The following is a 26,755-nucleotide window of genomic DNA, read 5'->3' on the forward strand; positions in this document are numbered from 1 at the left end:
AATGGATCATCCTCTTATTCAACGTATTTTTCAACCGCTAAGTGATCTTCGATGACAGGAATTCGGATCATGACTACAGTCCCCTTGGTCAATTCACTTTCGATCGTAAGCCCGTAATCCATGCCGAACATCATGATAATTCTGGCATGTACATTGATTAGGCCAAAACCAGAATCCCTCTTGGCAATCGGATCCGAATGCATCAATTCATGAATTTCCGCGAGCGTTTTTTGATCAATGCCCGTCCCGTCGTCTTGAATTTTGAAAATAATGTCCTCACTGCCGGCAGCAAGTCCCCGAACTTTCTCCACATGAATGCGGATCGTAGCTCCTTTTCGGGTTTCAAAACCATGCTTGATGCAATTCTCGATAATCGGCTGCAAAATGAATTTAGGTGAAAAATATTGGTTTACATCGATAACCGACTGAATCTTGAAATTTAAACGCTGCTCAAACCTGTATTTCTGAATAGTCAAATAATTTTTTACATGCTCAACTTCCTTATCGATCTTAACGAATCGGTCTTTATTGCTTAACGAGAATCTCAGCATTCTGCCCAGCAAAGTTACCATTTCGACGACTGTTTCCTTCTCATCCTCCTCTACAGCCATACTTATCGTTTCTAATGTATTGTACATAAAGTGCGGATTAATTTGAGATTGCAGCGCATACAGCTCAGCTTTCTTTTGCCGAAGCTCGATATGATAGTTTTGTTGAATGAGATTTCTGATTCTGTAAACCATCGAATTAAAGCTGCTCGCTAACGCACCCACTTCATCCCTGGAATTGATATGGAGATCAACCTGGAAGTTCCCGTCTTCCACATTTTTCATTAAGCGGCTCAGCTTATGAAGCGGAAGGCTTACGCTCCAGGCCATGAAAATTGAAATCAAGCTCGTGATCAAAACGACAACAAAAAACAAAAAAATCATGACCTTTAAAACCAAGTCCGTATTTTTTGTTATATATTTAAATGAAATGCTGTTTACAATCATCCAATCCGTTTGCATAGATTGACTTACGCTTATCAATTTGCGTTCACCATTGCGATAGGATCGGAAGCTCCCATTCTTTAAAGGATAATTCGAGGCGTCCAAGACTTTACCAATCTGACTGGGGACTGTATGATAGATGACCTGCCCCTCCTGATTAGCTATCCAGATTTCAGCTTTATCTTGTTTATCCATATCATGAAGCACTTTTTCGATGAACGACAATCGGACAGCGATGAAAATGGAGCCGATACTTTTCCGGTTTTCGAAATCCCAGATTTGTTTTTTGATCAATATATAAGGCGGATTGCCTTTAAATTGGAGATCGGTTTCATTCGGTAAAATAATTTTTGACTTCCCGGACAAATCAAGCTCCTGCTCAAAGCCTGAATAAGGGACCTTCGTACTGTAAAATAATCGTTTTTTGGACCAAACAAAAACCCCTAAAATAGGATCGCTGTTTCCGCCCGTATAGGTTTTCGAGAGGAAGCTGTTGACCGTAAAACGGTCATTCAGTAAATCTAATGGATTGGTATTTGAATCCTTTCTCAAGATCGATACGACTTGACTTGAATTATATAAAAGCTCCGATAAACTCTCGAATTCGGCCATCCGTTTATCAATATTCTCGTTCGCTTGGTCCAAAATTCTCGGCACGTATTCCCCAACCTGCTCCTCGATGGACTTCGTGTATTGATTATAAGAAATGTATCCTAGCAGCGACATGGGTACTACCGTCAAAAGCATGTATGTGATGATCAGCTTCGATCTCAGCCGATAATTTTTCAGTTTAAACCATTCGATCATTCTCGTTTTAGAAATCATATTGATCCACATTTTCCTTTGTAAAATCGATGGGCTCTCCTATATGGACGATATCGTTTTTTACGCCTATATTGCCTACATTCGCAATAACTTGCCGGTCATACGGATATTTTCCATCGAGCAAATTTTTCGCTAACACGACAGTTAAGTATCCTAATTTTTGGGGACTCCAAAGCGTAATGACCGGCGATACATCTTCTTTAATATAAGTTCGCATGAGATTGGGTGTCGACAAACCAACGACCTTGACCTTCCCCTTTTTCCCCAATTCAGCAACAGCCTGAGCAGCTGCGGGAGGAGCAACAACACTCAGGCCGATGATCCCCGATAAGTTTGGATCTTTTTCTAAAATATGTTTCGTAGCCGCATAAGCCGTCTCAAAATTATCGTTACTTGGCACAATGTCGACCAATTTCATATGGGGGTAGTTTTCGATCATTTGTTTTTTGATCCACTTGATCCACTCATTTGAATTTGCTGCTGCTAACGATCCCGCAATAATCGCAAATTCGCCCGTTTCGTGCGAATTCGATGCAAGCGCATCCATTAAATGGCGCCCTACTATTTGCGGATCTACAATATTTACGAGAAATTCTCTTCCCGTCGGGTCCAAATCTGAATCCCATGTGATGACCTTTATGTTATGCTCCCTGGCTTCTTGCAAGACCGGCAGCAATTTAAAAGGATCATTGGCTGAAACAACAATCGCATCCACTTGGCGTGAGATTAATTCCAGGATCACGTTCGCCTGCTTATCGGGATCTTCGATCGACGGCCCTGTAAAGATCACTTTGACTCCCAAATCTTTGGCTGCTTCCTTGGTGCCCTCCTCGGCGCTTTTGAAGTAGGGGATGCTCTCCAGCTTTGAAACGATAGCAATCGTGTATTCCTTGCTTTGAACATCTTGTTGTTTTTGTTTGATCCGATCTTCTTTAACGGTATTCATATATACGGTTTGATACTTGGAAGAGCTCATAAATCCTGCTATGAAATCGGTTACAAAAAGGATTGAGATGATCGTGCATGCAATTTTTTTTAACATGTTCGGCCCCCCACAGTACACTGTGTATATATTTTCAACAGATTATTTTTCCTAATGATACGGCAGACATCAAGGTATTGCAACCACTTATGGAGAAATTGAAGCAAATTTGAAGGCTGCTAGTTTTGAAGTTGAGTAAATCGTAAGGAAATCCGTTGTTCGATAAAGATTGCCCCTAAGTCCATCTCTTAGGGGCAACCTCGTTTTTTTATGCATTAAGACCAATCGGTCAAACCTTTACCTTCACCCACCGACCGTTTTCGTGACTTTCTAGAATTGCATCTGTGATGCACATGGAGATGTGTCCATCCTCAAACGTGGCAAATGGGGCCGGGTCCGTCAAGGGGTTCTTTCCTTCCAAAATATACGTATAATAGTTTAACATCATATTTTTCAAGGCATCCGGCCATCCCTCATTATGCCCACCTGGGTGATGAATTTGAGACCTTGCCTCCTCCGAAAACAAAGACGGATCTGCCATAAGGATTTCGTTAGGTCTGCCTCGATGCCCAATCCACAACTTTTCGGGCTCTTCTTGGTTCCAAGCAGCTGAGCTTTTGCTGCCATTGATCTCAAAGCTTAGTCGGTTTTTTCGACCTGCACTAACTTGAGACACTGTAAAGGTGCCCCGCGACCCGTCCTCGAACTTGATAATGACCGTTGCATAATCTTCCGTCGCTATAGGAACAGGCTCGTAAAGATCCTCTTGATTTGAGGAGAGACCAAATGTGGAGCCGCTGCCCTTCGGCTTTCTTCTTATCGGTACAATAGTAGCAAGATCTGCAAGAACTTCGACGATTTTCTTGCCAGTCACATATTGAACGGTGTCGCACCAATGGGAGCCGATGTCTGCAACCGCTCTGGACCTGCCCCCCGCTTCCGGTGAAAGCCGCCAGTTATAATCCGTATCAAAGAGCAGCCAATCCTGCAAATAACTTCCGTGAACGATATTGATGCTGCCCAGCTCTTGATGATCCACCATCGATTTTAACTGCCGGACAATCGGGAATTGCCGATAATTGAAATTGACGCCGTGAACAACCTTATGTTCCCTGGTAAGCTCCAATAACTCTCTCGATTCTTCACTCGACAACGCCAACGGTTTCTCCGAAATGATATGCTTACCCGCTAGAATAATTTCTTTATTGATCTGAAAATGCAGATGGTTCGGCGTGCAGTTATGAATAACTTCAATCTCCGGGTCTTTAAGCATCTCACTCAGATTTCCATAAGATTTAGGAATGCTGAGCTCGCTCGCTTTTTTCACAGCCGCATCCGCATTGCTTTCTACAAGCCCGATAACATCCACAAACCCAAGTCTGCGGATCGCTTCAATATGAGTCGGACCGATAAAGCCGGTTCCAACAATGCCTACCTTTATTTTTTGCATATATGGTACCTCTCCCAAGTTGTTCATCCGTTTATTCGTTTGTCAATGCGTTCATAATTCCCTTAATATGATCGATAGATTGCTCCGTATAGTGATCGAGCAGCGCTTCGCCGGATTCATTATTCTGCGCAGCAACCAAGTAGGGGTTCGATACAGATGGCATAAACTCCATGGTAATCGCTCCAGTATACTGAAGTTCTAACAGCGTTCGCATCACATGCTCAAAATTGGTCTGTCCTAAACCTGCCGCTTCCCGGGTATTGTCGGCAATATGGACATGCGCTAAATACGGTGAAATATCGGTAAGAGCGGAGATATGGCTTCTCTCCTCAATATTCATATGAAATAAATCCGCCATGATTCGAACGCTTGGACAATCTACTTCTTCAACCAATTTTTTTGCCGTTGTCAATGTATTGACCAGATAGGTTTCGAAACGATTTAACGCTTCGATCGCGAGAACAACATGTTTACTTTCCGCATAGGCTCCAGCTTCCTTCAAACTCTCTACGGCGAGCCTCCACTCTTCCTGAATGGACGTTTCGGGACCGCTTTTCCCGACAGGTGTCGGAACGACGATGACCACGCGAGCGCCCAATTGCACAGCCATATCGACGCAGTCCTTCACGTATTGGACAGCCCTCCTCCGGATATCCGAATTTGCGCTGGTCAGGTCGCGTTCCGCCGTATAGATGCCGCATATGGAAGTGCATTCCAGTTTATATTCACTTAACAAGGACTGGATCTCCTCGATGTCGAGCAATTCGGGTTCACCTGCAAGCTCCACACCGTCATAACCATACTTTTGAAGTCTCTTCAAACTCGTTTCAAGTTCCTCTTGCCCATAGATCCACTGGGTTACACTATACTTATACATCTCATATTCCTCCTCATTAGCCCTTCACTGCGCCCATAGTGAGTCCGCTTACCATCTTTCTCTGCAGGGCAACTGTAATGACAGCAATTGGGACAATAATCATCGTTCCCGCTGCCGCAATTTGACCCCACAAAACACTAACCGGGGTTGCGTATTCGTTAAGTCCGACCGGAGCTGTTCGTACGTGCGGTCCAGACAAGATGTTCGCAAATAAAAATTCATTCCATGCGAAGATGAAAGAAAGCAAGGCAGCAGATACGAGCCCCGGTCCAACGATCGGGAAAATCACCCGAAAGAATGCGGTGAAGCGATTGCAGCCGTCAACAAGGGCAGATTCTTCAATTTCTCCAGGTATATCCTTAAAAAAACCGTATAGCAACCAAGTCGTCAGCGGAAGATTCATAAACGTGTACATCAATATAAGAGCGGTATACGTATCCAGCATATTCAGCTTTGAGAATACAAGATAAATGGGCAGGATGGAGACAATGGGAGGAACGATTCTTAGCGTCAATACCCAAGATAATACATTTTTGGCGCCAGCCAGTTTGTACCTTGCGAACGGATAGGCGATTCCGCTGCCAAGCGTGACGGCCAATACGGTGGAAAACAAGGATACATATAAACTGTTTCCTAAATATTTCATGAAGCTTCTTTCGAACAGCACGATTTTATAATTCTCATACGTTACTGCAAACGTCCATTTCGGTACGCTTGTAAACGCATCTGTCTGGTTTTTTAATGAAGTCATAATCATCCAAAAAATCGGAAATATAAACACGATCATCGCAGCCAAGACCACTACATATTGCAGGACAACAACGGAATAATGTTTGGATTCATTCATGGTTTTACCTTCACCTCAAACACATCAATTTTATTCAACAAGAAGGTTAACAAACTCACGACTAAAATCAGCAGTACGACACAAATGGCCGCTCCGTAGCCGAAATCCAAAAACTTAAACCCTTTATCATAAACAATCCAGCTTAACGTCGAAGTTACATTAATCGGACCACCCTTGGTCATCATATAAATGGTGTCGTAAATTCGAAAGGCATCAATCGTTCTTAAAAGCAGTGCAATCACTATCATTCTCGATAGCTGCGGGATGGTCACATAACGGAAGGTCTGCCAAGCAGAGGCCCCGTCGATTCTTGCCGCTTCGTAGGGCTCATCCGGTATTCCCTTTAATCCTGCCAGCAATATAATCATCATAAACGGCGTCCATTGCCAAATATCGGTTAGGATGAGTGCAGGTAATGCCAAATGTGGGTTGGAAAGCCAAGCGGTTCTGTCTAAGCCAAGCATTTCAACAAAATAGTTAAAAACTCCGTATTGATCGTTCATCATAAATCGAAACATCAAGCCCACGACGGTAGGAGCCATAGCAATCGGAAGCAGCATCAAGGACTGAAACCATTTCTGCCCGATCCCGATTCGGTTAAGAATGATGGCAAGTCCAAGGCCGATAACAAATTCCAAAACAACGGAGCTCGTAACAAATATTCCGGTTACTTTCAGTGCATTCCAAAAGTTATGGTCTTGAAAAAGCTGTATATAATTTTTCAATCCTACGTAGGGATTGTTCTCTCCTACTGGACTGTATTTCTGGAAACTGACTTTTACCAAAAATAGAAATGGATAAATCGAAAACAAGGCAAGCAGCAATAGTCCCGGCAGCATGACTAAGTAAGGCCCGCCTCTTTGCAATCTCAGATTCTTCATGCTCAACTCTCCCAATGAAAGATAAAGGGGGGCTTATATCCCCCCCTCAAATCCAACTAATATACGTTATTTCAGCATTTTATTCACAGCGTCATCGGCTTTCTTCAGTGCTTCCTCGACGGAAATTTGTTTATACTGAGCCGCGCTTAAATATTCAGAAACCGTACTTTCCCACTTTTCTTCCTGAGGGAAGAACGGACGGGCTTTTGCCTTTTTCATCGCTTCTCCAAGCGCATCATATCGGCGGAATTTCTTCACATCTGTGCCCTCGATCTTAAGATCGGTTAATGAGCTATCTGCATACGACTCTTCACGTACCGGATCGCCTCCACCCATCTTGGCTTGATTGACGTCATTTTGCTTATTCTCCAGCCATGCCATGAATTTAAATGCCTCTTCGGAGTTCTTCGATGTTTTCGGAATGACATTCGCCCAACCTGCCAAATGGGGAACAGATGTTTTCATTTCAGGTACTTGCACAAAATCCCATTTTCCAACGGTTTTGGACTTCGTCGCATCGTCCACTTCAAATGCGGACCATGACCAGTGTATCGCCATTGCCAGTTTTCCTTGTGCCGCATCAGACGACACTTCCGCAAAGGTATAATCGTTAATCCCCGGTGGAGAATATTTCAATAGATCTACCCACGTTTTGGTAGCTTCAACCGCTTCTGGTGTTGATAAGGAAGAAGTCATTTTGTCCCAGTTAATGACATCGGCGCCATTGGAGTACATAAAAGTTAGCCACGTATGGACGTTACCGAAGCCTTTACTTGCCTGTGCAGCCCAGCCATACATCTTTTGTCCGTTTACAACTTTTCCATTGAAGAACTCAGCAGCGTCTTTGAATTGCTTCATTGTTTTTGGCGGAGCTAAATCATAGGAGTATGCTGCTTTGAATTCTTTTTTTATGTTCTCATCCTTAAATAGATCTGAGCGATACCAGAGTACGTGCGGATGGATGGTTTGAGGCAACCCGTAGATCGTGCCACCCTCGCCGAAGGATCCATTTTTACCATTCCATTGCGTCAGCGCTAGCGCTCTTGGCAAATATTTAGATGTGTCCACATTGTATTTTTTAATCAAGTCATTCAGAGGATACAAGCTCTCGGTAGATGCGAACTCCGGCACCCAGTTATAATCCACGTTAAACAGATCATAGTTGGCTTGACCTGCAATCGATAAGGCAAGCTTTTGGTAAATAACATCACGCCCGACGAGCTCAACGTTTACTTTCACACCGGTCTCTTTCTCGTACTGTTTAGCTAACTCTTGGGTTGCCGTCCCCCATGTTGCTCCTAGCATTACCGCATTTAATGTGACTTGCGCGCCAGGGGTGGATGCGGCCCCATCCTTTTTAGGTTCCGCTAACTTACTACTATCCGTATTTGAAGAACATGCGCTCAAAATGAGACTAAGACCCAATACGATGGTGAGTGGTGCTTTTATCCATTTCATATTTTCTTTTCCCCCTATAGGTTATTGTCTGACGACCGTACAATCTACGATGATTTTAATGATATCTTTATTAGTCATCGCTTCTTTAATGCCATCCACGATGTTTGTAAGTGGAATTGATTTACTAATAATATCCGTTGGTTTAAACCGCTTACTTGAGATGAGATGGATCGCTTTCAGCCAAGTATCATAAGTCCCTGCATAGGAACCGACAATGGTCAGTTCTTTGCTATAGATTTCAAATGGCTTGATTTCCATGATCGCATGAGCCGGAGCCGCTCCGTAAGTAACGAGTACGCCACCTCGTCTTACCATTTGGAACGCTTGCTGATAGGTTGGTATAGCACCTACGGCCTCAATAACAAAATCTGCACCTCTTCCTTCCGTCAAATCCAAAACAGCCTGTACAGGATCTTGCGCCGAAGCATCGATCACATGGTCCACACCTAAATTTTTAGCTTTCTCAATTCGGACTGCATTCATTTCACTCATAATGACTGTCGCGGCACCATTCATCTTCGCCAGCTGTGCATGAACGAGTCCCATCGGTCCTGCTCCGATAATGGCCACCGTACTTCCCATCGTAATATTCGCCCGCTCCTGTCCGCGGATCACGCATGCCAGCGGTTCAATGTACGCTGCTTCTTCCCAGCTCATCTCTTCGGGCAGCTTGTAAATATTAGTCTCTGGCACCTTTACATATTGCGCAAATGCGCCGTTCGTATGGACACCGATCTGAACGATTTCCTCACAGAATAATTTTTGTCCCATTCTGCAATAGAAGCATTTTCCACAACTGATAGTAATATCAGCAGTAACTTTATCACCTATACCAACTGTCGTAACAGCGGCACCTGTACTGACGACCTCACCGGAAAACTCGTGACCTTGAATTAATGGAAATGGTACTGGGAAGTGCCCCCTGTAAATATGCGGGTCTGTGCCACAAATTCCGCAGCTCTTCACCGCAATGAGCACCTCATTCTCTGCGATTTCTGGAACAGGCACTTCCTCAACTCGCATATCCTCGGCCCCGTACAAAACGGCAGCTAACATCTTTTTCATCTGATTAGACACTCCTTTCAAGTAGAGAAGCAAACAGCGCTTTCAAGTAAGTTATCGATTCTTTGGTGTAAAGATCATAAAATTCTTCACAGCGAACACCGCTAAACGGATCGGCAAACGGTGGCAAGAGCTCCATCGAAATGTAGCCTTCATATTGGATGTCAAGCAAGGCTTGAGCAATAGGCCTAAAATCAATATGCCCTTGACCTGGCGCAGCTCGGTTGCTATCCGCAAAGTGAACGTAATAGAGCTTGTTCCCGACTTTGCGGATAGCCTCGGCTATATCCGTTTCCTCAATGTTCATGTGATACGTATCACCCATACATCCTACATTAGGCAAATTAATTTCATTGACCAGTTCGAGCGACTGCTCCAAACGATTGATCAAATAAGTCTCATATCGGTTCCACGGTTCAATCGTCAACCGAATGCCATGTTCTCCTGCATAGAGACCGGCTTCCTTAATTCCTTGAGCTGCCCAAGTTAACTCTGTGCTTCTATCAGCCTCAGCATGAATTTTCATGTTTGACGTTGGCGTTACTGAGATACCTTTAGCTCCGATTACTTTCGCGAAGTCCACACACTGCTTCAGGTAATGAATCGCATTCTTGCGAATCTCTAGGTTGCTTGATACCAAATCTCTCTCTGGTGTATAGATTGCACATATGGAGGATGCTTCAATATGATACGTATCCAGCAAATTCCGAATGTGTTTAGGATCATTAGTCTCGGGTTCTCCTACGAACTCCGCAGCATCGTATCCAAAGCCGGCTATTCTTTTGATTCCCTGTTCGATGTTTTCACCCGCATAGACCAACGTATTGTATGAGAATTTGATGCCATTACTCACGATAAGGACCCCCTATATGAAGATTGTGTTTCATGTACTAATCATACACGGGGATCCACATGTATTGAACATGGGAGACTTAATGTTTCCCCCTGTATTCTTAAGGAATAGAAAAAAATCCTGGATGGGTTAAGTCCCAACCAAGATAGATTATAAACTATGAATATAACACTAATCCGAATAAGGATGAGATAAGGGGTGACGGACCACTACCCTGAAGCCTGATGTTTGCGTGGAGTCAATTAGAAGACCGTAGTCATTGCCAAAGTGGAGCTGCAAACGCTTGTGAACATTACTTAACCCAATCCCCCTAGGAGAATCGTTATCTGTTGTTTCGTTCGGATTTAACGCTAATGGAACATGAATTCCTGGGCCGTTATCTTCCACAATGAAAATAATGTCTTGTTCCCTACGCTTAGCTGTTAATCGAATCTTTCCTTTCCCATCTGAAAGATGACTTACCCCATGCTTTATAGCATTCTCTACCAGCGGCTGCAGCATTAATTTCATAACCTTCATCTTTAAAATTTCAGGATCAACTTGAACATAAACTTGAAAGGTCCGATTGCTCCTCAAATGTTCAATATCCAAATAATTACGAGCATGTTCGATTTCCCTTTCTACGGTTGTCCACTCCTCGCCGTTATTTAAGCTAAATCGCAGCAAATTCGCCAATTTGGTAACCATTGCGGCAATTTTGTTTTCTTGAACGGATTCCGCTCTCCATTTGATCGAATCCAGAGTGTTATAGAAAAAGTGTGGGTTGATCTGATGGTTCAATGTTTGAAGTTCCAGCTGGCGTTTTTCCGATTCCATCTCTTTGGTTGTATGCAGTAGTTCAAGCATGCCTAAGATCATTTGATTGTATCCGCGGATTAATTGTCCTACTTCATCCTCGCGGGATTTGACCAGATGATAAGGAGTTAATCGACCGATCCGGACCCCAGCCATCTGCCGAACGAGATTTTTTACAGGAATTGTAAAGCTCCGAACAATTAACGTAAGAAAAGCGACGATAAGGCATAGACTCCCCGCTACAATCCATACCGTGAATGTTTTGATTTTGTCTATACTTCCCGATACATCTTTCTGCGGAACAGCCGCAATTAACTTCCAACCTACCTCACTAAGCGGCATTTCAGCTTTGTACCAGCTTTCTTCGGGCACATACGTTTTCATGTAAGCAGCCGCAGAAGGATGAGAAATAACAAGGTTTTGGTCATCTACCATCACAAACATATAATTTTTAAAAGATGATGGTGATGCCAGTTCTTTCCGTATGATTGAATCAGGTATTTGAAGTGCAATGATGCCTAACGGCTTTTGATTGTTTGTAAAGATCGCTCGAATATAAATAAAGATAGGTTTATTAAGATGATCATCCCAAACATGAATCCAAATACCCTTGCGCTGCAATTGATAGGCCCGCTGAAAGTATTCCGAATCAGGGCCTACCTTACTTAATTTGATTAAGTTCCAATAGTTCGGATAGGATGCTATGTTTTTAGGAAAGATGTACAGTTCGTATGTTCCTTTGAGTTGGATCACCACATCAACCATTCGGTTAATAAATTCCACCTCATGACTATAAGAGCTTGGAATGTCCTCTCCTAACAAATTTCGCAGTTCCCGAGATGCGACCATTTTATCCGCTTCGTTCTCCACGTTCTTGAAGAAGGAGTTGATTTGCTTGGCATTTAACTGAAGATTATCTTGAAGAAGCTGAGAAGTAACGCTCTCCAGTTGGTTCTTGGATTTGTCATACGACAGAAGACCCAGGAGTCCGAGAGGAACAAATACGGATATTGACATCAGAAGGAAGATTTTACTGAATAATTTATTTTTGAAAGCAAATAATTTTCTCATTTTCCGTAGCGGTACTCCTTGGGAGTTTGGCCTGATCGTCTCTTAAATATTTGTCCAAAGTGCTGTAAATCATGGTAACCAACTTGCTCAGCGATTTCATATATTTTCAAATTCGTTTCTCTTAGTAACCCTCTTGCCTGTTCAATTCTTCTCTCGGTTAGATGATCCAGGTAAGTTTGTCCAGTCTCTTTCTTGATGAGCTGGCTTAACCAGACAGGATGCAAAGACAATTCATCCGCAACAATTTGCAGCGTTAAGTCCTCTTTAAACCGGGTGGATATCAACTGCATCGCACGTTCCACTAACGCATTTGACTTCTGAGGGGACAATTCCCTGCTTACTGCAATCAGATAATTATTCAGCGTAAGTTCACAATCTTCCAGTGTTTTGCACTCATCAAACATTTCCCATACCTTCATCGGAATCTCTTGTAATTCCTTTGAAGTTGTTTCGCTTAAACGAATATGAACTTGAGAAAGATAGTTCAAAATGCCCCGAACCATGTCCTCTCTGCTTAGTGTGCCTTCCGTCATCATGACATGACGAATAAATCGGTGCACCCCTCTTCGAATCAATACCTCGTCTCTTTCAATCATGAGTGAGGACATGACAGACGGAGACAAGCTATCTTCATCATCAGGATAAATGGCTTGCTCCCCTTGATATACATAGGCTTCACTATCCGATAAAGAATTCAGGCGAAATGCCTTTAACGCTTCGTTATACGCGGTATGAATGTGTTCAAAATTAGACTTTCTTGAGCTTATGCCGATCGCTAGTGACAGTTTTTGATAATGCCTTACTTCCGCAAAGATATGAGCAGATAAGCCCTCCACATCCTCCACACCGGTAAGAAGAACCCAACGATTTTGCGTATCTTTAAAAAGAATGGATGGAGAAAAGGAGCCCAGCAATTCTTGGGCGATATTTCCTATTGCAAATGTTTGGAGTGAATATTCGTGTCCGAGCGACTTCCCTTCAGGATAACCTTTTGTATCAAGTATAATCAGGGAAAATGATTGGTTAACCAGCCACTCGATTTCCCATACACGCAGCCTTTGGTACACATGCTCTTCTAAAGGAGTGCGCTTTAAACAAAAATCAGTAAGGTAATCATCCCGCATCGAACGATTTCCGATTTCTGCATAAGCTTTTTGCTTATTTGTTTCAAGAAGATACAAGTTTTTTTCTTGTATAGAAAGTAAAGCCTTCCGGATCTTGTCCGTAAATTCTTCCGTTCGAAACGGTTTAAGTAAATAATCGACCGCTCCAACCTGAATGCTTTTTCGTGCATACTCAAAATCATTGTAACCGCTTACCACAATGATTAACGGCTTGTACTCCTCGCTAGTCACCTGCTCCACCAATTCCAAACCGGTCATATAAGGAAGCATGATATCCGTTACAATCAAATCAGGACGTTCCTCTATTATCATACTCAATGCTTTTTCCGCATGATTGGCCGTGTATAAGATAAATTCCAAATCAATGGATTTTATTGCATGTTTCATACCCATTAAGGACTCTGGTTCATCCTCTATAAGAATTAGCTTCATATGAATCACCTTTTCTGTGAAAATAAAAATATAATGTCATTCATGATCTCCAATTGTGGTTTAAAATATGAACAAATGGCACCACCATGTCAATCGGTACTGCCGTCGCCCTTGGAAAGTTCAAGATTGAACGATGTAAGTTTAGCGCAAACTAGAGAGATTGACAATATGAAATGTCTAAAAATCATTTCGGATGCTGAACTATATCGCTGTCAGTTATTTCGTTTCCTGAGAAAGAAGGGTTTTTCAAATCTTTTGTTTCAACACAGATGTTGGCATATGCGATCTGGGTAGAATACGGACAGTTGGAGCAGCATTTGCCCCCAGTTTTGGACACGGCCTGTCCACTTTCGAGTGACGTCCATCGTAGCTAAATAGAGATATTGGTTGTGGTGCAAAGCTCTAATTCATGATAACGTAATTGATAATGAAGTCATGGGATGGAGCAACTTACTTTGGAAACCAAATTGGATTTATTTAAATGGAAGCAATATGAATCAGCAATCATTTTACTAACCGTGAGATGGTATTTAAAATATAGTTTAAGCTATCGAGACATAGTAGAAATGATGAGCGAGCGGGGTTTAAAGATATCCCATACAACGATCATGAGATGGGTCCATGAGTTTGGACCCGAAATAGATAAACGAATCCGCAGCTATTTGAAACCCTCAAACGATTCGTGGCGTACGGACGAAACCTACATCAAAGTCAAAGGTCAATGGAAGTATTTATATCGGGCAGTTGATTCAATGGGGAAAACCATTGATTTCATGTTATCTCAAAATCGTGATATGACGGCAGCTAAGCGTTTCTTTACAAAGGCTTTGTCCTCGCCACATAATCAAATACCTCGCGTGATCACTTTGGATAAAAACCCGGCATATCCACCAGCCATACAAGAATTAATAAATGAAAAAGCCTTACCAAAAGAAACCTTGATTAGACAGACAAAGTATCTAAACAACATTGTGGAGCAAGATCATCGATTCATAAAAAAAATCACAAAACCGATGCTTGGTTTCAAATCATTTCTAACTGCAGAACAGACGTTAAAAGGAATCGAGGCCATTCATATGATTAGGAAAGGGCAGGCCGAAAATAATTCGTCTGTTCTCTCTATTGTTGAATGGCTCAATAAAATATTTGGTGTTGTGGCATAGTTAATTACAATTTATTAGGTACTTGCTATCTTTTTTAATTCTTGCACCACAACCCTCTGTCGAAACTGCTGGCTATCTCCAAGGACCTGTTGTACTGTGTCCACGACGCACGTCAGTGTAACTTGCTGCATATTTGCATAAGGTGTTAATACACTGACAACTTGTTGAAATTCTTCAGATAAATTGAGAAATGTCACTTTCTCAATCTGTGGTTTTGCAAATGTTAAATAGTCAGAGATTACATTTATGGCTGTATTTAATTCATGTAATGCAACTTCGGTTAAATTTCGCCTCTTTTCTAACGATATATCCTTCTCTCTAAAAACCTGTAGCAAACCTTTTACTGTAGTTAATGGATTTCGGATCTCATGTGAAACGCTGGCTGCGATTTGACTGACAACTCTCATTTTTTCAATTTCGTAAAGTTCCTTTTGCATTTTAAAGTAACCAATTATAAACTCAACAAGATATACTGTTATACATATCGCGACGAATTGAATAATCCTAAATAAAGCGATGATTATTGTTTCTTGGTAACTAAACTTGAAAAACCAACACCACAGCAACATTATGAGGAACGGGATTATTGCGGTAGATACAACCAGCGCTCTAACAATTAATTTTGAATGGTTGCTCAAACGACGCTTTGTTGTCATAGCTACCAGACTTATGTACATACACAAAGAAATGAGTAAACCAAGGTAAGTCCCATCGCCGCCGATAATGTAACGGAAGGCCATCAGAATAGCAAGAAGCGCCCCTCCCACCAGTGGCCCACCGTATAAAACACCGATCACTAGAGGTACTTGTCTAAAATCGAAAATGAAATTGTCCAGATAATGATACGGGAAAGACAAACATAAGATAATTGAGATGCTCAAAAAAAGGAATAAAACAATCTTGGATGTACAGCCGCTTTGTTTGCCGTATTTTGTCCAAACTAGAAAATACACAATCGATGGAACACATATGAACATAAAGTTACTCATGATGCTTTCTAATAATTGCGTCATAATGTTCTCCACCCTAAAAACTATAAATTTCATGACTAAATAATATCAGGGGGTAACCTTAACTATTAAGGAGCTGTTTCGGCAAGTTTATAACACTTTTCTCCCGTGAAGGAATCACGGGTTATTAATACCCCGTTACCGCCTGTAGACCCTGAGTCATCGAGCACTATGGGTTGAATTTTAACGGCACCAACCCGGTCAGCAGAAAGTCGGTGCATGCTGCTATATACGAAATTCCTTTTCCATGAGCGGAATACCGCTTCGATGGCCATACCAAGCTGGTCGTATACGTTTTCTGGAAACGGAGTTCCCATCATTTTCCGTATAATCTTTTTGTAAGTGATACAGAGCTCAATGAGCGCAGACTCAGAAAGTTCACTGTCCGTTTTGCAGCGAAGTTTCTTCTTGAGAGTTTGTAGCTCCCACTCAAAATAATTGTTATCAATATTACAAACAATACGGCCGAACATCTGCAGCAGCTGTCGGTAGCAATCATAGGCTAAACGCTGGTTGCCGTTGATTACAGACAGTTCCCGTACCGTCTCATCGTTCAATCCAATATATAAAATCGTATCCATCATCTCAGGCGTCGATGACATCGATCCGGAACAAACGGAAACGAGCAAAGGCGATTCCGAATCACCAAACCCTTGAGCTCTGAGCAGCTCGAAATCTCTAATCGCAGAAACGACTTCTTCCATTAATCCTTCTGGCAGACGGTTTCCTCCAATCATTTGAGATGCCCCCTATCTAAGAATTTAGAGGTTGCAGCTCAATCAACAAATCTCCCGTTTCAATCAGATCGCCTGTCTTCACGTGTACAGCTATGACGGTTCCATTCATTGGTGCTTGAATGGTCATTTCCATTTTCATGGCTTCGGTCACAAAAAGGTGTACCCCTTTCTTGATCTTATCACCAGGTTCAACCATGACTTTCACGACATTACCCGGCATAGATGCTCCAATCTGACCCATTACTTCAGCATTCGCTTTGCGACGCACTTCCTTAATGACTTTGGCCGAAAGGTCGCGAATAGAAATTTCACGAGGCTGTCCATTAAGTTCATAGTAAATGCTCTTCGTTCCGTCAGAAGTTGTCGGACCTACTGCGATCAGCTTCACAAACAAAGTTTTCCCCTGCTCAATATTTATCGCGATCTCTTCTCCAAGACGAAGTCCGTAGAAAAATGTGGGCGTATCAAGAACAGAAATGTCACCAAACTCGCCCGTTATCTTTTCTTTATCTAAGAATACTTTCGGATACATCAGATAGCTCATTAATTCATAATCATTAATCGGGCGAGCCAGCTTTACTTGCAGCTCTGATTTTACTTTTTCAAAATCAACCGGTTCTAGCAGTTCCCCCGGACGGCAGGTGAAATATTCACGCCCCTTTAATACAACATCGCGCAGCTTTGCTGGAAATCCACCGGGAGGTTGTCCGAGATAGCCTTGGAAAAACTGCACAACCGAGTCCGGGAAATCGAAGTATTTCCCTTTTTCATATACTTCTTGTTCAGTCATATTGTTTTGAACCATAAACAGCGCCATATCCCCAACGACTTTGGAGGAAGGGGTCACCTTGACAATATCGCCGAACATTTGATTCACAGTGGAGTAGGCCATCTTCACCTCTTCCCAACGATGTTCCAATCCTACCCCTTTTGCCTGTTGATGAAGATTGGTGTATTGGCCGCCAGGCATTTCGTGCGTATAAATTTCCGTGCTTGGTGACTTCATCCCACTCTCGAAGTTAGCATAGTATGCGCGTACGTCCTCCCAGTAATCACTTAGCTTTTGCAGGTTTGATAAATCGAATTTCGTCTCTCGAGGCTGACCCTTTACAGCTGCAGCCAAACCGTTTAAGCTTGGCTGGGAAGTTAACCCAGACATCGAGCTCACAGCCGTATCTACGATATCGACACCGGCTTCATAAGCTTTGATTAGCGTTGCCATCTGGTTCCCACTCGAATCATGGGAATGCAAATGGATCGGAATGCCGATTTCCTGCTTTAAGACACTGATTAGCTTATAAGCGGCAAAAGGCTTAAGCAATCCTGCCATATCCTTAATTGCAAGAATGTGTGCGCCTGCTTTTTCCAATTGTTTGGCCAATTCAACATAATAGCTAAGCGAGTATTTATCCCTTCTCTCATCTAAAATATCGCCTGTATAACAGATCGCAGCTTCCGCGATCTTGCCGGAATCACGAACCGAATCGATCGCAATGCGCATTCCTTCAATCCAGTTCAAGCTATCGAAGATACGGAAGATATCGATACCCGCTTCTGAAGCCAATTGGACAAACTTACGAATAACATTATCTGGATAATTCGTATATCCAACGCCATTAGCCCCCCTAAACAACATTTGAAATAAAACGTTGGGAATGCGTTCGCGAAGTAAGCGGAGTCTTTCCCATGGATCCTCGTTCAAATAACGCATACTCGTGTCAAAGGTAGCTCCGCCCCACATCTCTATGGAAAACAAATCGGACGCCAGCTTCCCTGTCGCTTCCGAAATATTTAACAAATCGTAAGTTCTAACCCTAGTAGCGAACAAAGATTGATGAGCGTCACGGAAGGTTGTATCGGTAACTAGCAGCCTTTCGCTCGAACGTATCCACTGGAGAAGCCCCTCTACACCAAATTGTTCCAAAATTTGTTTCGTTCCTGCCGGATATTCCCGGTAACTGGATAATGAAGGAATGCGTGGGGAGTCGAATGAAGGCTTTTTATCCGCAGGCAATCCAGGATGACCGTTGACAATCGTTTGCCCTATATAGGATAGCAGCTTTGTCCCGCGGTCTTTACGAACCGGAAATTCAAACAGCTCAGGAGTCGTCTCGATAAAGGAAGTATCATAAATACCGTTCAAAAAATCTTTGTGCTGCACAACTTTTTCCAAAAACGGTATATTCGTTTTTACACCGCGTATGCGGAATTCTTTTAATGTTCGGAACATTTTTTGAGCCGATTGGTCGTAGGTAATGGCCCATGCGGACACTTTCACAAGCAAAGAGTCGTAATGTGGCGTTATGACTGCTCCGGTATAGTCGTTTCCGGCATCCAAACGAATGCCAAAGCCTCCCCCCGACCGATAAGCCAATATTCTCCCCGTTTCAGGCATAAATCCTCGTTCCGGGTCTTCTGTCGTTACCCGGCATTGAATCGCAAAACCGCTCGACTTGATTTCACTTTGTGCGGGAATACCGATTTCCGGATCATCCAAGGCGAATCCTTCGGCAATTCTAATTTGCGATTGAACGATATCGATGCCTGTAATCATCTCCGTAATCGTATGCTCCACTTGGACCCGTGGGTTCACTTCAATAAAATAAAATTGATTGTCGGGCGTAACCAAGAACTCCACTGTTCCGGCATTGTAATAACCGACAGTTTGCATGAGTCGAAGCCCCGTCTCGCATATTTCATTTCTTAGCTCAAGCGGCAGCGAAACGCTCGGCGCCACTTCCACAACTTTTTGGTGACGGCGTTGAATGGAACAATCCCGTTCGAACAAATGGACCGCATGACCATAACGATCAGCTAAAATTTGTACTTCGATATGTTTAGGTCGTTCTAAATATTTTTCGATATACACTTCCATATTACCAAAAGCGGATTTGGCTTCCGAACGTGCTCTATCAAACGCCTCCGCCATTTCCTCATGCTTCCGTACGATGCGCATACCTCGCCCGCCCCCACCGGAAGCAGCTTTGATAATAACCGGATAGCCATTGTCTTTGCCGAATCGAAGAGCTTCTTGCAACGTGTTTACTGGTTCTGGCGTTCCGGGAATTATGGGAATACCGGCCTTTACAGCCATAGCTCTTGCGTCTACTTTATCGCCAAACATTTGGATATGCTCAGGTGCCGGTCCGATAAATACGATCCCTTCATCCGTACATCTTTTGGCAAACTCCGCATTCTCTGACAAGAACCCATACCCAGGATGAATGGCATCGACTTCATATCGCTTAGCTACCTCAATCATATTTTCGATATCCAGGTAAGCTTCAATGGGTCCTTTCCCTTCACCGATCAAATAAGCTTCATCCGCTTTAAAACGGTGGAGGGATACACTGTCCTGCTCGGAGTAGACAGCAACCGTACGAATCCCTAACTCTGTACATGCCCGAAAAATACGGATTGCTATTTCCCCACGGTTGGCAACCAGTACTTTCTTGAATTGTCGAATGCTCTTCATGATTTCCTCCTAATATAACACACTATATTTATATATTATGTTATATAGGATAAAGCGATTGGAGTTAACTAACTATCCCCTTGTTCCTCTATATGAAATTTTTATTGTGTCCATGAAAATAAAAAAGAGCCCTAGACATCATCTAGTGCTCAATTTTATTCTCATCCATATGTACACGATCTCTGTTGAACATACACGATAAACAAAAGTCCAGATCATGCTGTAAATGTTCTTTCATTAGCCTTTCGGCGGTTTCGCTATATCTTTTGACAATCGCCTGGTAAATGTTCTCATGCTCTTCCTGCAGATGGGGACGATTGTAGAAAACAACATCATGCCTGAAGAGAAGAATAATCGATCTCATCTTTTCGTATGTACCGAGCATATATGGGTTTCCGCTTGCTTCCATGATCGTGTCGTGAAAGACGGTGTTACACTGCATAGCTTCTTCCTTCGACCCTGTTTTCGCTTTTTCTATGCATTCGAGAAGAACCGCCATTTTTTCTTCCGGCAGCCCCGATGCCGCTTGAAAAGCCCCATATCCTTCGATCAAAATCCGCATACTATAAATATCCCGCAGCGTTTTATCCGTTGGTTTGATGACACGTTTATCAACAACAAGCCCATCTTGTTCAAGCCGACGCAAAGACTCGCGTATAGGCGTTCGGCTGACTTTAAGTGTAGCTGCCAGAGATTCTTCGGTTAGCTTCTGCCCAGCCGTTAATGAACCCATAATAATCATTTCTCTTATAATCTCATAAGCTTGTTGATAAGCAGGCTCCACTTTTTTAATGGACTGCATGAAATTCACCTCGTCAGCAAACGTCGTTTTAACTTAAAGAGTATACACTAAATAAAACTATAATACTAGTCTGTTATTTTGTATACAGAATACTGTATCCTTTTGTTATATCGAAAATATGAATTGGTTGTCTAAGAAGGGAGAGCAAGATGAACAAATATGAAATCGCCGTCATTCCTGGAGATGGAATTGGAAAAGAAGTCGTTCCTTTTGGTGTGAAAGCGCTGCAATTGGCAGCAGATATACATGGAGGATTTTCATTTCGCTTTGAAGAATTTCCGTGGAGTTGCGAATACTATGTGAAACATGGCCGAATGATGCCTGAAAATGGGATCGATATCCTCAAAAACTTTGAGGCGATTTTTCTAGGCGCGGTAGGACTTCCTCAAACGGTTCCTGACCATGTATCTCTTTGGGGGCTGCTGATCGCAATCCGCCGCGAAATGAAGCAATACATCAATTTACGTCCTGTTAGACAAATGCGTGGCGTTCGCTCTCCATTAGCGGCTCCAAATGACTTTGACATTCTCGTAGTCCGTGAAAATGCCGAAGGCGAATATTCCCCAATTGGCGGGCGTATGGCTGCAGGCAATGACGAAATCGTCGTCCAAAATGCTGTTTTCACACGCAGCGGAACGGAGCGTGCCGTGCGTTATGCATTTGAACTCGCCAACAAACGGGAAAAGAAATTTGTAACGAGTGCGACGAAGTCAAACGGGATCATCCATTCCATGCCGTTTTGGGACGAAGTCTTCCAAGGCGTTGGACAGGAATATCCGGAAATCAAACAAACCTCTACGCATATTGATGCATTAAGTGCTTTCTTTGTAACCAAGCCTCATACATTAGACGTTGTCGTCGCGTCGAACTTGTTCGGAGATATTCTGACTGATTTGGGTGCGGCGATTATGGGCTCGATCGGTATTGCGCCTTCTGCGAACATCAATCCGGAACGCAAATTCCCATCGATGTTTGAACCGGTTCACGGCTCAGCCCCGGATATTTTCGGGAAAGGCATTGCTAATCCGGTCGGGCAAATCTGGTCCGCAAAAATGGTGCTAGATTTCTTTGGATACGAAGACATCGGCCAGCTCCTTCTAGATTCTATAGAAGATACCATGGAAGCTGGCATTATTACACCTGATCTCGGTGGGACAGCTAATACAGCTCAGGTTGGAGAAGCTATACTACAGAAATTAAAGGAGAGGGGGAATGAGTAATGGCTATGATTCAAAAAAATTTAGTTGCTCAACCAACAAATATTTCTGCTAGACAGCGTTATACAACCTTAGGAGGGGCATGGACAGCTTGGCTGTTCGATGCCCTGGATGCCGGCGTTTTTGGATTTGTAATGTTAGCGGTTGCAAAAACATTCTCCGTCCAATTAGGAGATGTAGTTTCTACCATAGCCTGGTTTCTTCTGGCAACCGGCATTGGAGGGTACCTGCTGGGTAATATCTCCGACAAAATTGGCCGAAAGAAAACCATTCTTGCTTCGGTATTTGCCTACGGAACCGGTACTTTACTTTGCGGATATGCCGATAGTTTGATGGAATTAAATATTTATCGTTTTATTGTAGGTATTGCCGTTGGGGGATTATGGTCCGCAGCTGCATCTCTCATATCTGAAATTTGGAAGCCGGAAGGAAGAGCGAAAGCAATTTCGTTTATGCAAACAGGTTGGTCCGGCGGGCAGGTGTTAGCCGCGATTTTCGCTTGGAACATCCTGAGCCCTACAGATCCTGAATCTTGGCGGAATCTCTTTATTTATTCAAGTATTCCCGCCTATGCAACCTTTCTGTTTATTTTGTTTTTTGTAAAAGAATCGCCGGTGTGGTTGGCCAATCGAGAGTTTATGAAACAGCATGCAAGCAAAGGAAATATGTTTGAGATTTTCAAACCGAAATATCTCCGTGCTACAATGCTTGCTTTAACCATTTCCATTCTCGGGATGTACGGATATTGGATTATTACAGCCTTTACGCCAACCTTCCTCCAAAATATCTTGAAAGTCCGGATCGATCAGGCTCCCGTATTTTTAGTGTGGACAGGCATCGGAGCGATACTCGGTTATATTGTATTTGGCTATCTGGCTGAAAAAATAGGCCGCCGTAAATCGTTTGCTATTTTCTTCATCGGAATGACTTTAATGATACCTATTTTCACCTTTGCCGTGAGCCATATGCCGCTGACTGCCGGAAAACTTGAGTTTACGACTCAAAACGTGACGATTTTAGGTGTATTATCTGCTCTGCTTGGTTTCTTTACCGGATATTTTAGCGGATTTGGGTCCTGGTATTCGGAACTGTTCCCAACAAGCATTCGTTCCACTGCATCAGGCTTCTGCTTTAACTTTGGGCGTGTCGGTGCCATTCTGGGAATTAAATTAGTCCCTGTGTTGATCCCGTTAATCGGTTTTTCCAATACCATTACCCTAGCTTCTGTATCCTACTTGGCTGCTGCCATTATGGTATTCACCTTAAAGGAAACGAAGGGAACCGAATTAACCAGCGGTAACTAAAATAATTGAAACGAGGAGAAAAATCTTGAAAAATTATAGAGTAGGACTCATTGTTCCGAGTTCCAATACAACCATGGAGACAGAAATTCCAGCTATGCTCCAATCCCGTTATGAGCCTTATCCAGAAGAACGATTTACCTTTCATTCGGCCCGAATGAGAATGATGCATGTGACTCCTGAAGAGTTAAAGAAAATGGATGTGGACAGCGACCGCTGCGCGCTTGAATTAAGCGATGCCAGATGCGATGTTCTTGCATACGCTTGCTTAGTAGCGATTATGTGTCAAGGACCGGGTTATCATGTTCTCTCTGAAGAGCGTTTATCCAAAGTAGTCAAAGATAATCAAGCTCAGGCGCCGATCCTAAGTTCAGCGGGGGCATTGATTGAAGGAATTAACACGTTAGGTTTTAAAAAAGTAGCGATTATTACGCCCTATATGAAACCGCTAACAAACCAAGTTATTGCGTATATAGAGAGCGCCGGGATCAAAGTAACCGATTCCATTAGCTTGGAGGTTTCGGATAACCTTGCCGTAGGCCGTCTAGATCCAATGAACTTAATTGAACATGCGGATCGATTAGATATCAGTCAAGCGGATGCCATTGTCCTTTCCGCGTGCGTGCAAATGCCATCCCTGCCTGCGATTCAAAAAGTTGAAGATCGTTTAGGTAAGCCCGTATTATCCGCCGCGACTTCTACCGTTTTCCGAATCTTGACACAGCTTGGTCTTGATCCTGTCGTACCGGATGCCGGATATCTATTATCCGGAAAAATAAACAAATAAACAATGTTTGACGGCTAAAATGACTTTGCTATCTTACTGAGACTTTCTTTCTACGCCGAACAGGCTGGGAAGAAAGTCTTTTCTTCGTAAGGTGTCTAATCAGATCGTTTATTTTTCAAGAATTTGACCAAAAGGCTTGTAAATCATATTAACCAAATCGGTCGGTCCAGGCATGTCAGGGAAGAAAACAAGCAGGATGGCTAAAATGAATCCTACTCCCGACAGTGCTAGAAAGGCTGCCTTCTCCTTCATCTGTTTTTGATCCATTTTTGGCCATTCATACAAAACCATGAGAGCAACTATAACCGATATTCCCACTATCGCTCCCCATTTCATTTGTTCTTCACCTCTGTTTCAGGTAACCCTTGTGGTGTTGTAGCCTTACCCGGTCTACGTAGATTAATCCTGGTATCGAGTGTCACTTCCACTGTAGGAAAAATCTCATCCCAATGGTCTTTTACCTTATTCCATTCTTTCGGATACTTTCCATGAAAGACCCCGGCAAAACCCAAAATGTCGGCTTTTTTCTTTTTCTGTATTTGCTGAAGCGCTAATTGGATCCGGCGTTTAAGGTCTTCTCCCAATTCTGTTTCAATTAGTTTTGTAAAGGTTGGATTCATCGAATTCAACTGGCTTGCGTTTTGAATCAGATCATTTTCCGTTATGATTCTAACGGTCATCTTCCACTTTCCATCCTCGATTTTCGGGATCAATTCCGTATTCGAATGCAGCAGCATCACGGATATCGACCCGTTTGCATCTTTGGGCTTGACTGTGATGTTGGCGTTTTTGATCTCATTTCTAAGCCACAGCACGCCTCTCGTTAAATAGTCATCGATATCTCCTATCATTTTATCCTTCTTAAAAATAGCGGTACGGTTTATGTAGGCAATCGTTTGTAATTCTTTTTGCCCCTTTTCTGGCGGCGAGATGTCAATCATAGGCAGAGCGGCTGCACCTTCATCCCCAATCAGCATGAGAAGTAAATCCTTTAGGTTAACTTTCATCAAGTTCTGCGATAGGGCTAATTCCCGAAGCACTTCGGATGAGCTTCTCTCGAGAGGGGGGGATAGTTGCAACACATCCTTTGCTCTTCCCTTACTGATAAATGCATAGGACCTAAAGCTGGGCTGCGGATGCCGTACAAAGAAGTCCAGTTCTTTGCGAATGCCATCTTTAGCCAACTTCTCTCCGATTACAATCACCTTTGTATGGCCCCAAAACACGCGCCGAGGCAGTTTTTCCTGAAGTTTTGCTAATGCATCCGTTATGGTTTCTCCTTCTCCCGTTCTTACCATGGTTAACATTCCGCCTCCGCCACCTTCATGTTGACCGCCGCCCATGGCTCTCGGTATGGCAATTTGAGCGCTAAGTTCAATCAACTCGCCCTTTTTGTCTAAACTGACCCCATCCACAATGGAGATATCGTTAGTTTCTTTTCGATCCCAACAGCCGGTAAGCAGCAGTATGTTTGTACAAAAGATAAGAATCAAGAGAATCTTTTTCATTCGTGCTGCTCTCCCATTTTCTTACGACGTCCTTTCTTCATGTAAGCAATGAGAAGTAGGAACATAGGGATAACCGTTTGGAGCAATGGTAAGTTAAAAGGGGAGGTTTTTCGGAAATAATCTGATAATTCCGCTAAATTAGGACCCGACCAAATCGCAAATAATACCAACAGCAGGCCAAGAGGAAAGACGATAGGGCGATAATCAGACAGATTCAGCCACTGAGCAGTTCCTAATGAAATGGCATAATAAAACACGCAGATTTTCACAAACGTACCAGCCACCCAAATAGCCATCACAATAGACTCAAGATGTTCCAAAAAATCGGCAATACTAATGTATTTAGCGGCGTTCATCACGGGGTAGGTTAGACTGGACGTAAGTTGTCCGAATAACATAAGTATAACGATATTGGTTGCAACCATGGTCAGTGTGACGATCAGGACAGAAATCATCCCCCATTTCATCCCTTTCTCACGATCTCTCAAAAAAGGGAGCAGAAAAGAGATGAGGAAAAACTCGCTAAGCCAACTCTGCGGGACGGCGGCTCCCTTCATGGAAGGGATGATTCCCTTTTCTAAGATCGGAAACATATGCTTGGCTTCAACATCAGGTAGAAGGAGAATGATGATCAACAAAAATAATAAGATCCAAATGGGAACAATAAATTCAGCCAATCTTCCCAATACCTCCAGACCTGCTCGGACAGCAAAGGCGCAAACCAGCGTCATACTTGCCAGCACTAAAACGATCGGAGTACGGAGTAAAAAAATACCGACCACGAATTCCGCGTACTCTCGAATAACGATGCCATTTATTTGCAAATAAAAAAATATAAAGATAAATCCAATCACTTTTCCCGGAAACCAGCCAATAATAGTTCCGCTATATTGAATGATTGTGTCTTTCGGATAAAGACGGTTCAGTTGGCAGGCGATATAGACCGTAAGAAATCCAATCAAGGACGCCCATAACGGAGAAAGCCACATATCACGTTCGGCATGTTCCGTTGTAATGGCGGGAACCAAGAGAACTGCAGTAGCCAAAATCGTAGGATACATCATAATCCCCATTTGCATGGCAGATATATTTCCTTTCTCGATCAT

At 43.0% G+C, this 26,755-nt stretch carries 22 protein-coding genes; 4 read left to right on the forward strand and 18 right to left on the reverse strand.

Annotation, left to right across the window (positions count from 1 at the left end; translation table 11 throughout):
• Positions 1–14: 14 nt before the first annotated feature.
• From G519_RS42630 to G519_RS0110905, 11 genes are all read right to left on the reverse strand, one after another.
• On the reverse strand, positions 15–1,817 hold the full coding sequence (locus G519_RS42630) for a sensor histidine kinase (RefSeq protein WP_036632671.1): 1,803 nt from the start codon (positions 1,815–1,817) through the stop codon (positions 15–17).
• On the reverse strand, positions 1,807–2,859 hold the full coding sequence (locus G519_RS0110860) for an autoinducer 2 ABC transporter substrate-binding protein (protein ID WP_029194700.1): 1,053 nt from the start codon (positions 2,857–2,859) through the stop codon (positions 1,807–1,809). The genes G519_RS42630 and G519_RS0110860 overlap by 11 nt, the downstream gene beginning before the upstream one ends.
• A 229-nt stretch (positions 2,860–3,088) precedes the next feature.
• Positions 3,089–4,249 carry a Gfo/Idh/MocA family protein gene (locus G519_RS0110865; RefSeq protein ID WP_029194701.1) on the reverse strand — a complete coding sequence of 387 codons (1,161 nt, stop codon included), beginning with the start codon at positions 4,247–4,249 and terminating at the stop codon, positions 3,089–3,091.
• Between the two features lie 31 nt (positions 4,250–4,280).
• The gene (locus tag G519_RS0110870; protein WP_029194702.1) at positions 4,281–5,126 is read right to left on the reverse strand and encodes a sugar phosphate isomerase/epimerase family protein; all 846 of its coding nucleotides are present in this window, start codon (positions 5,124–5,126) and stop codon (positions 4,281–4,283) included.
• A 16-nt stretch (positions 5,127–5,142) separates the two neighbouring features.
• Positions 5,143–5,973, reverse strand: coding sequence for a carbohydrate ABC transporter permease (locus tag G519_RS0110875; protein WP_029194703.1), 831 nt, complete (start codon positions 5,971–5,973; stop codon positions 5,143–5,145).
• Complete coding sequence (locus tag G519_RS42635) at positions 5,970–6,854, reverse strand: carbohydrate ABC transporter permease (RefSeq protein WP_036632649.1); 885 nt, start codon at positions 6,852–6,854, stop codon at positions 5,970–5,972. The genes G519_RS0110875 and G519_RS42635 overlap by 4 nt, the downstream gene beginning before the upstream one ends.
• Positions 6,855–6,920: 66 nt before the next feature.
• Positions 6,921–8,312: an ABC transporter substrate-binding protein gene (locus tag G519_RS0110885; RefSeq protein ID WP_029194704.1), complete on the reverse strand. Its 1,392-nt coding sequence runs from the start codon at positions 8,310–8,312 to the stop codon at positions 6,921–6,923.
• Between the two features lie 21 nt (positions 8,313–8,333).
• Positions 8,334–9,377 carry a zinc-dependent alcohol dehydrogenase family protein gene (locus tag G519_RS0110890; RefSeq protein ID WP_051253319.1) on the reverse strand — a complete coding sequence of 348 codons (1,044 nt, stop codon included), beginning with the start codon at positions 9,375–9,377 and terminating at the stop codon, positions 8,334–8,336.
• 4 nt (positions 9,378–9,381) lie between these two features.
• Positions 9,382–10,227 carry a sugar phosphate isomerase/epimerase family protein gene (locus tag G519_RS0110895; RefSeq protein ID WP_208860884.1) on the reverse strand — a complete coding sequence of 282 codons (846 nt, stop codon included), beginning with the start codon at positions 10,225–10,227 and terminating at the stop codon, positions 9,382–9,384.
• Positions 10,228–10,398: 171 nt separating this feature from the next.
• Positions 10,399–12,093 carry a cache domain-containing sensor histidine kinase gene (locus G519_RS0110900; protein ID WP_029194707.1) on the reverse strand — a complete coding sequence of 565 codons (1,695 nt, stop codon included), beginning with the start codon at positions 12,091–12,093 and terminating at the stop codon, positions 10,399–10,401.
• Entirely contained in the window at positions 12,090–13,649 is a 1,560-nt protein-coding gene (locus G519_RS0110905) for a response regulator (protein WP_029194708.1), read from the reverse strand. Before G519_RS0110905 ends, G519_RS0110900 begins: the two co-directional genes overlap by 4 nt.
• 455 nt (positions 13,650–14,104) lie before the next feature.
• On the opposite strand from G519_RS0110905, the gene G519_RS0110910 reads away from it, so the two are divergent.
• A complete protein-coding gene (locus G519_RS0110910) occupies positions 14,105–14,812 on the forward strand; it encodes an IS6 family transposase (protein WP_409372008.1) in 708 nt (235 codons plus the stop codon).
• Between the two features lie 14 nt (positions 14,813–14,826).
• Here G519_RS0110910 and G519_RS0110915 read toward each other — a convergent pair whose 3' ends face one another.
• From G519_RS0110915 to G519_RS42640, 4 genes are all read right to left on the reverse strand, one after another.
• Positions 14,827–15,825 (reverse strand): ATP-binding protein, encoded by a 999-nt coding sequence (locus G519_RS0110915; protein WP_029194710.1) that lies wholly within the window; start codon positions 15,823–15,825, stop codon positions 14,827–14,829.
• 65 nt (positions 15,826–15,890) lie between these two features.
• Positions 15,891–16,559, reverse strand: a complete 669-nt coding sequence (locus G519_RS0110920) for a PEP/pyruvate-binding domain-containing protein (protein WP_029194711.1) — start codon at positions 16,557–16,559, stop codon at positions 15,891–15,893.
• 16 nt (positions 16,560–16,575) lie between these two features.
• The gene (gene pyc / locus G519_RS0110925) at positions 16,576–20,034 is read right to left on the reverse strand and encodes a pyruvate carboxylase (RefSeq protein WP_029194712.1); all 3,459 of its coding nucleotides are present in this window, start codon (positions 20,032–20,034) and stop codon (positions 16,576–16,578) included.
• Positions 20,035–20,176: 142 nt separating this feature from the next.
• Positions 20,177–20,836: a GntR family transcriptional regulator gene (locus G519_RS42640; RefSeq protein ID WP_051253320.1), complete on the reverse strand. Its 660-nt coding sequence runs from the start codon at positions 20,834–20,836 to the stop codon at positions 20,177–20,179.
• 149 nt (positions 20,837–20,985) lie between these two features.
• Here G519_RS42640 and G519_RS0110935 point away from each other — a divergent pair, with 149 nt between their 5' ends.
• From G519_RS0110935 to G519_RS0110945, 3 genes are read left to right on the forward strand one after another with little or no spacing between them, the layout of a single operon-like run.
• Positions 20,986–22,056, forward strand: a complete 1,071-nt coding sequence (locus G519_RS0110935; RefSeq protein WP_029194713.1) for a tartrate dehydrogenase — start codon at positions 20,986–20,988, stop codon at positions 22,054–22,056.
• Positions 22,056–23,357, forward strand: coding sequence for an MFS transporter (locus G519_RS0110940; protein WP_208860885.1), 1,302 nt, complete (start codon positions 22,056–22,058; stop codon positions 23,355–23,357). The genes G519_RS0110935 and G519_RS0110940 overlap by 1 nt, the downstream gene beginning before the upstream one ends.
• Positions 23,358–23,382: 25 nt before the next feature.
• Positions 23,383–24,141, forward strand: a complete 759-nt coding sequence (locus tag G519_RS0110945; RefSeq protein WP_029194715.1) for a maleate cis-trans isomerase family protein — start codon at positions 23,383–23,385, stop codon at positions 24,139–24,141.
• A 108-nt stretch (positions 24,142–24,249) separates the two neighbouring features.
• Here G519_RS0110945 and G519_RS0110950 read toward each other — a convergent pair whose 3' ends face one another.
• Genes G519_RS0110950 through G519_RS0110960 form a run of 3 tightly spaced genes read right to left on the reverse strand, consistent with a single transcriptional unit; the run spans position 24,250 to position 26,755 of the window.
• Complete coding sequence (locus G519_RS0110950; protein ID WP_029194716.1) at positions 24,250–24,477, reverse strand: hypothetical protein; 228 nt, start codon at positions 24,475–24,477, stop codon at positions 24,250–24,252.
• Positions 24,474–25,649 carry a Ger(x)C family spore germination protein gene (locus G519_RS0110955; RefSeq protein WP_051253321.1) on the reverse strand — a complete coding sequence of 392 codons (1,176 nt, stop codon included), beginning with the start codon at positions 25,647–25,649 and terminating at the stop codon, positions 24,474–24,476. Before G519_RS0110955 ends, G519_RS0110950 begins: the two co-directional genes overlap by 4 nt.
• Positions 25,646–26,755: a GerAB/ArcD/ProY family transporter gene (locus tag G519_RS0110960; RefSeq protein WP_029194718.1), complete on the reverse strand. Its 1,110-nt coding sequence runs from the start codon at positions 26,753–26,755 to the stop codon at positions 25,646–25,648. Before G519_RS0110960 ends, G519_RS0110955 begins: the two co-directional genes overlap by 4 nt.

The organism is Paenibacillus alginolyticus DSM 5050 = NBRC 15375 (assembly GCF_000422905.1).
Lineage (GTDB): Bacteria > Bacillota > Bacilli > Paenibacillales > NBRC-103111 > Paenibacillus_E > Paenibacillus_E alginolyticus.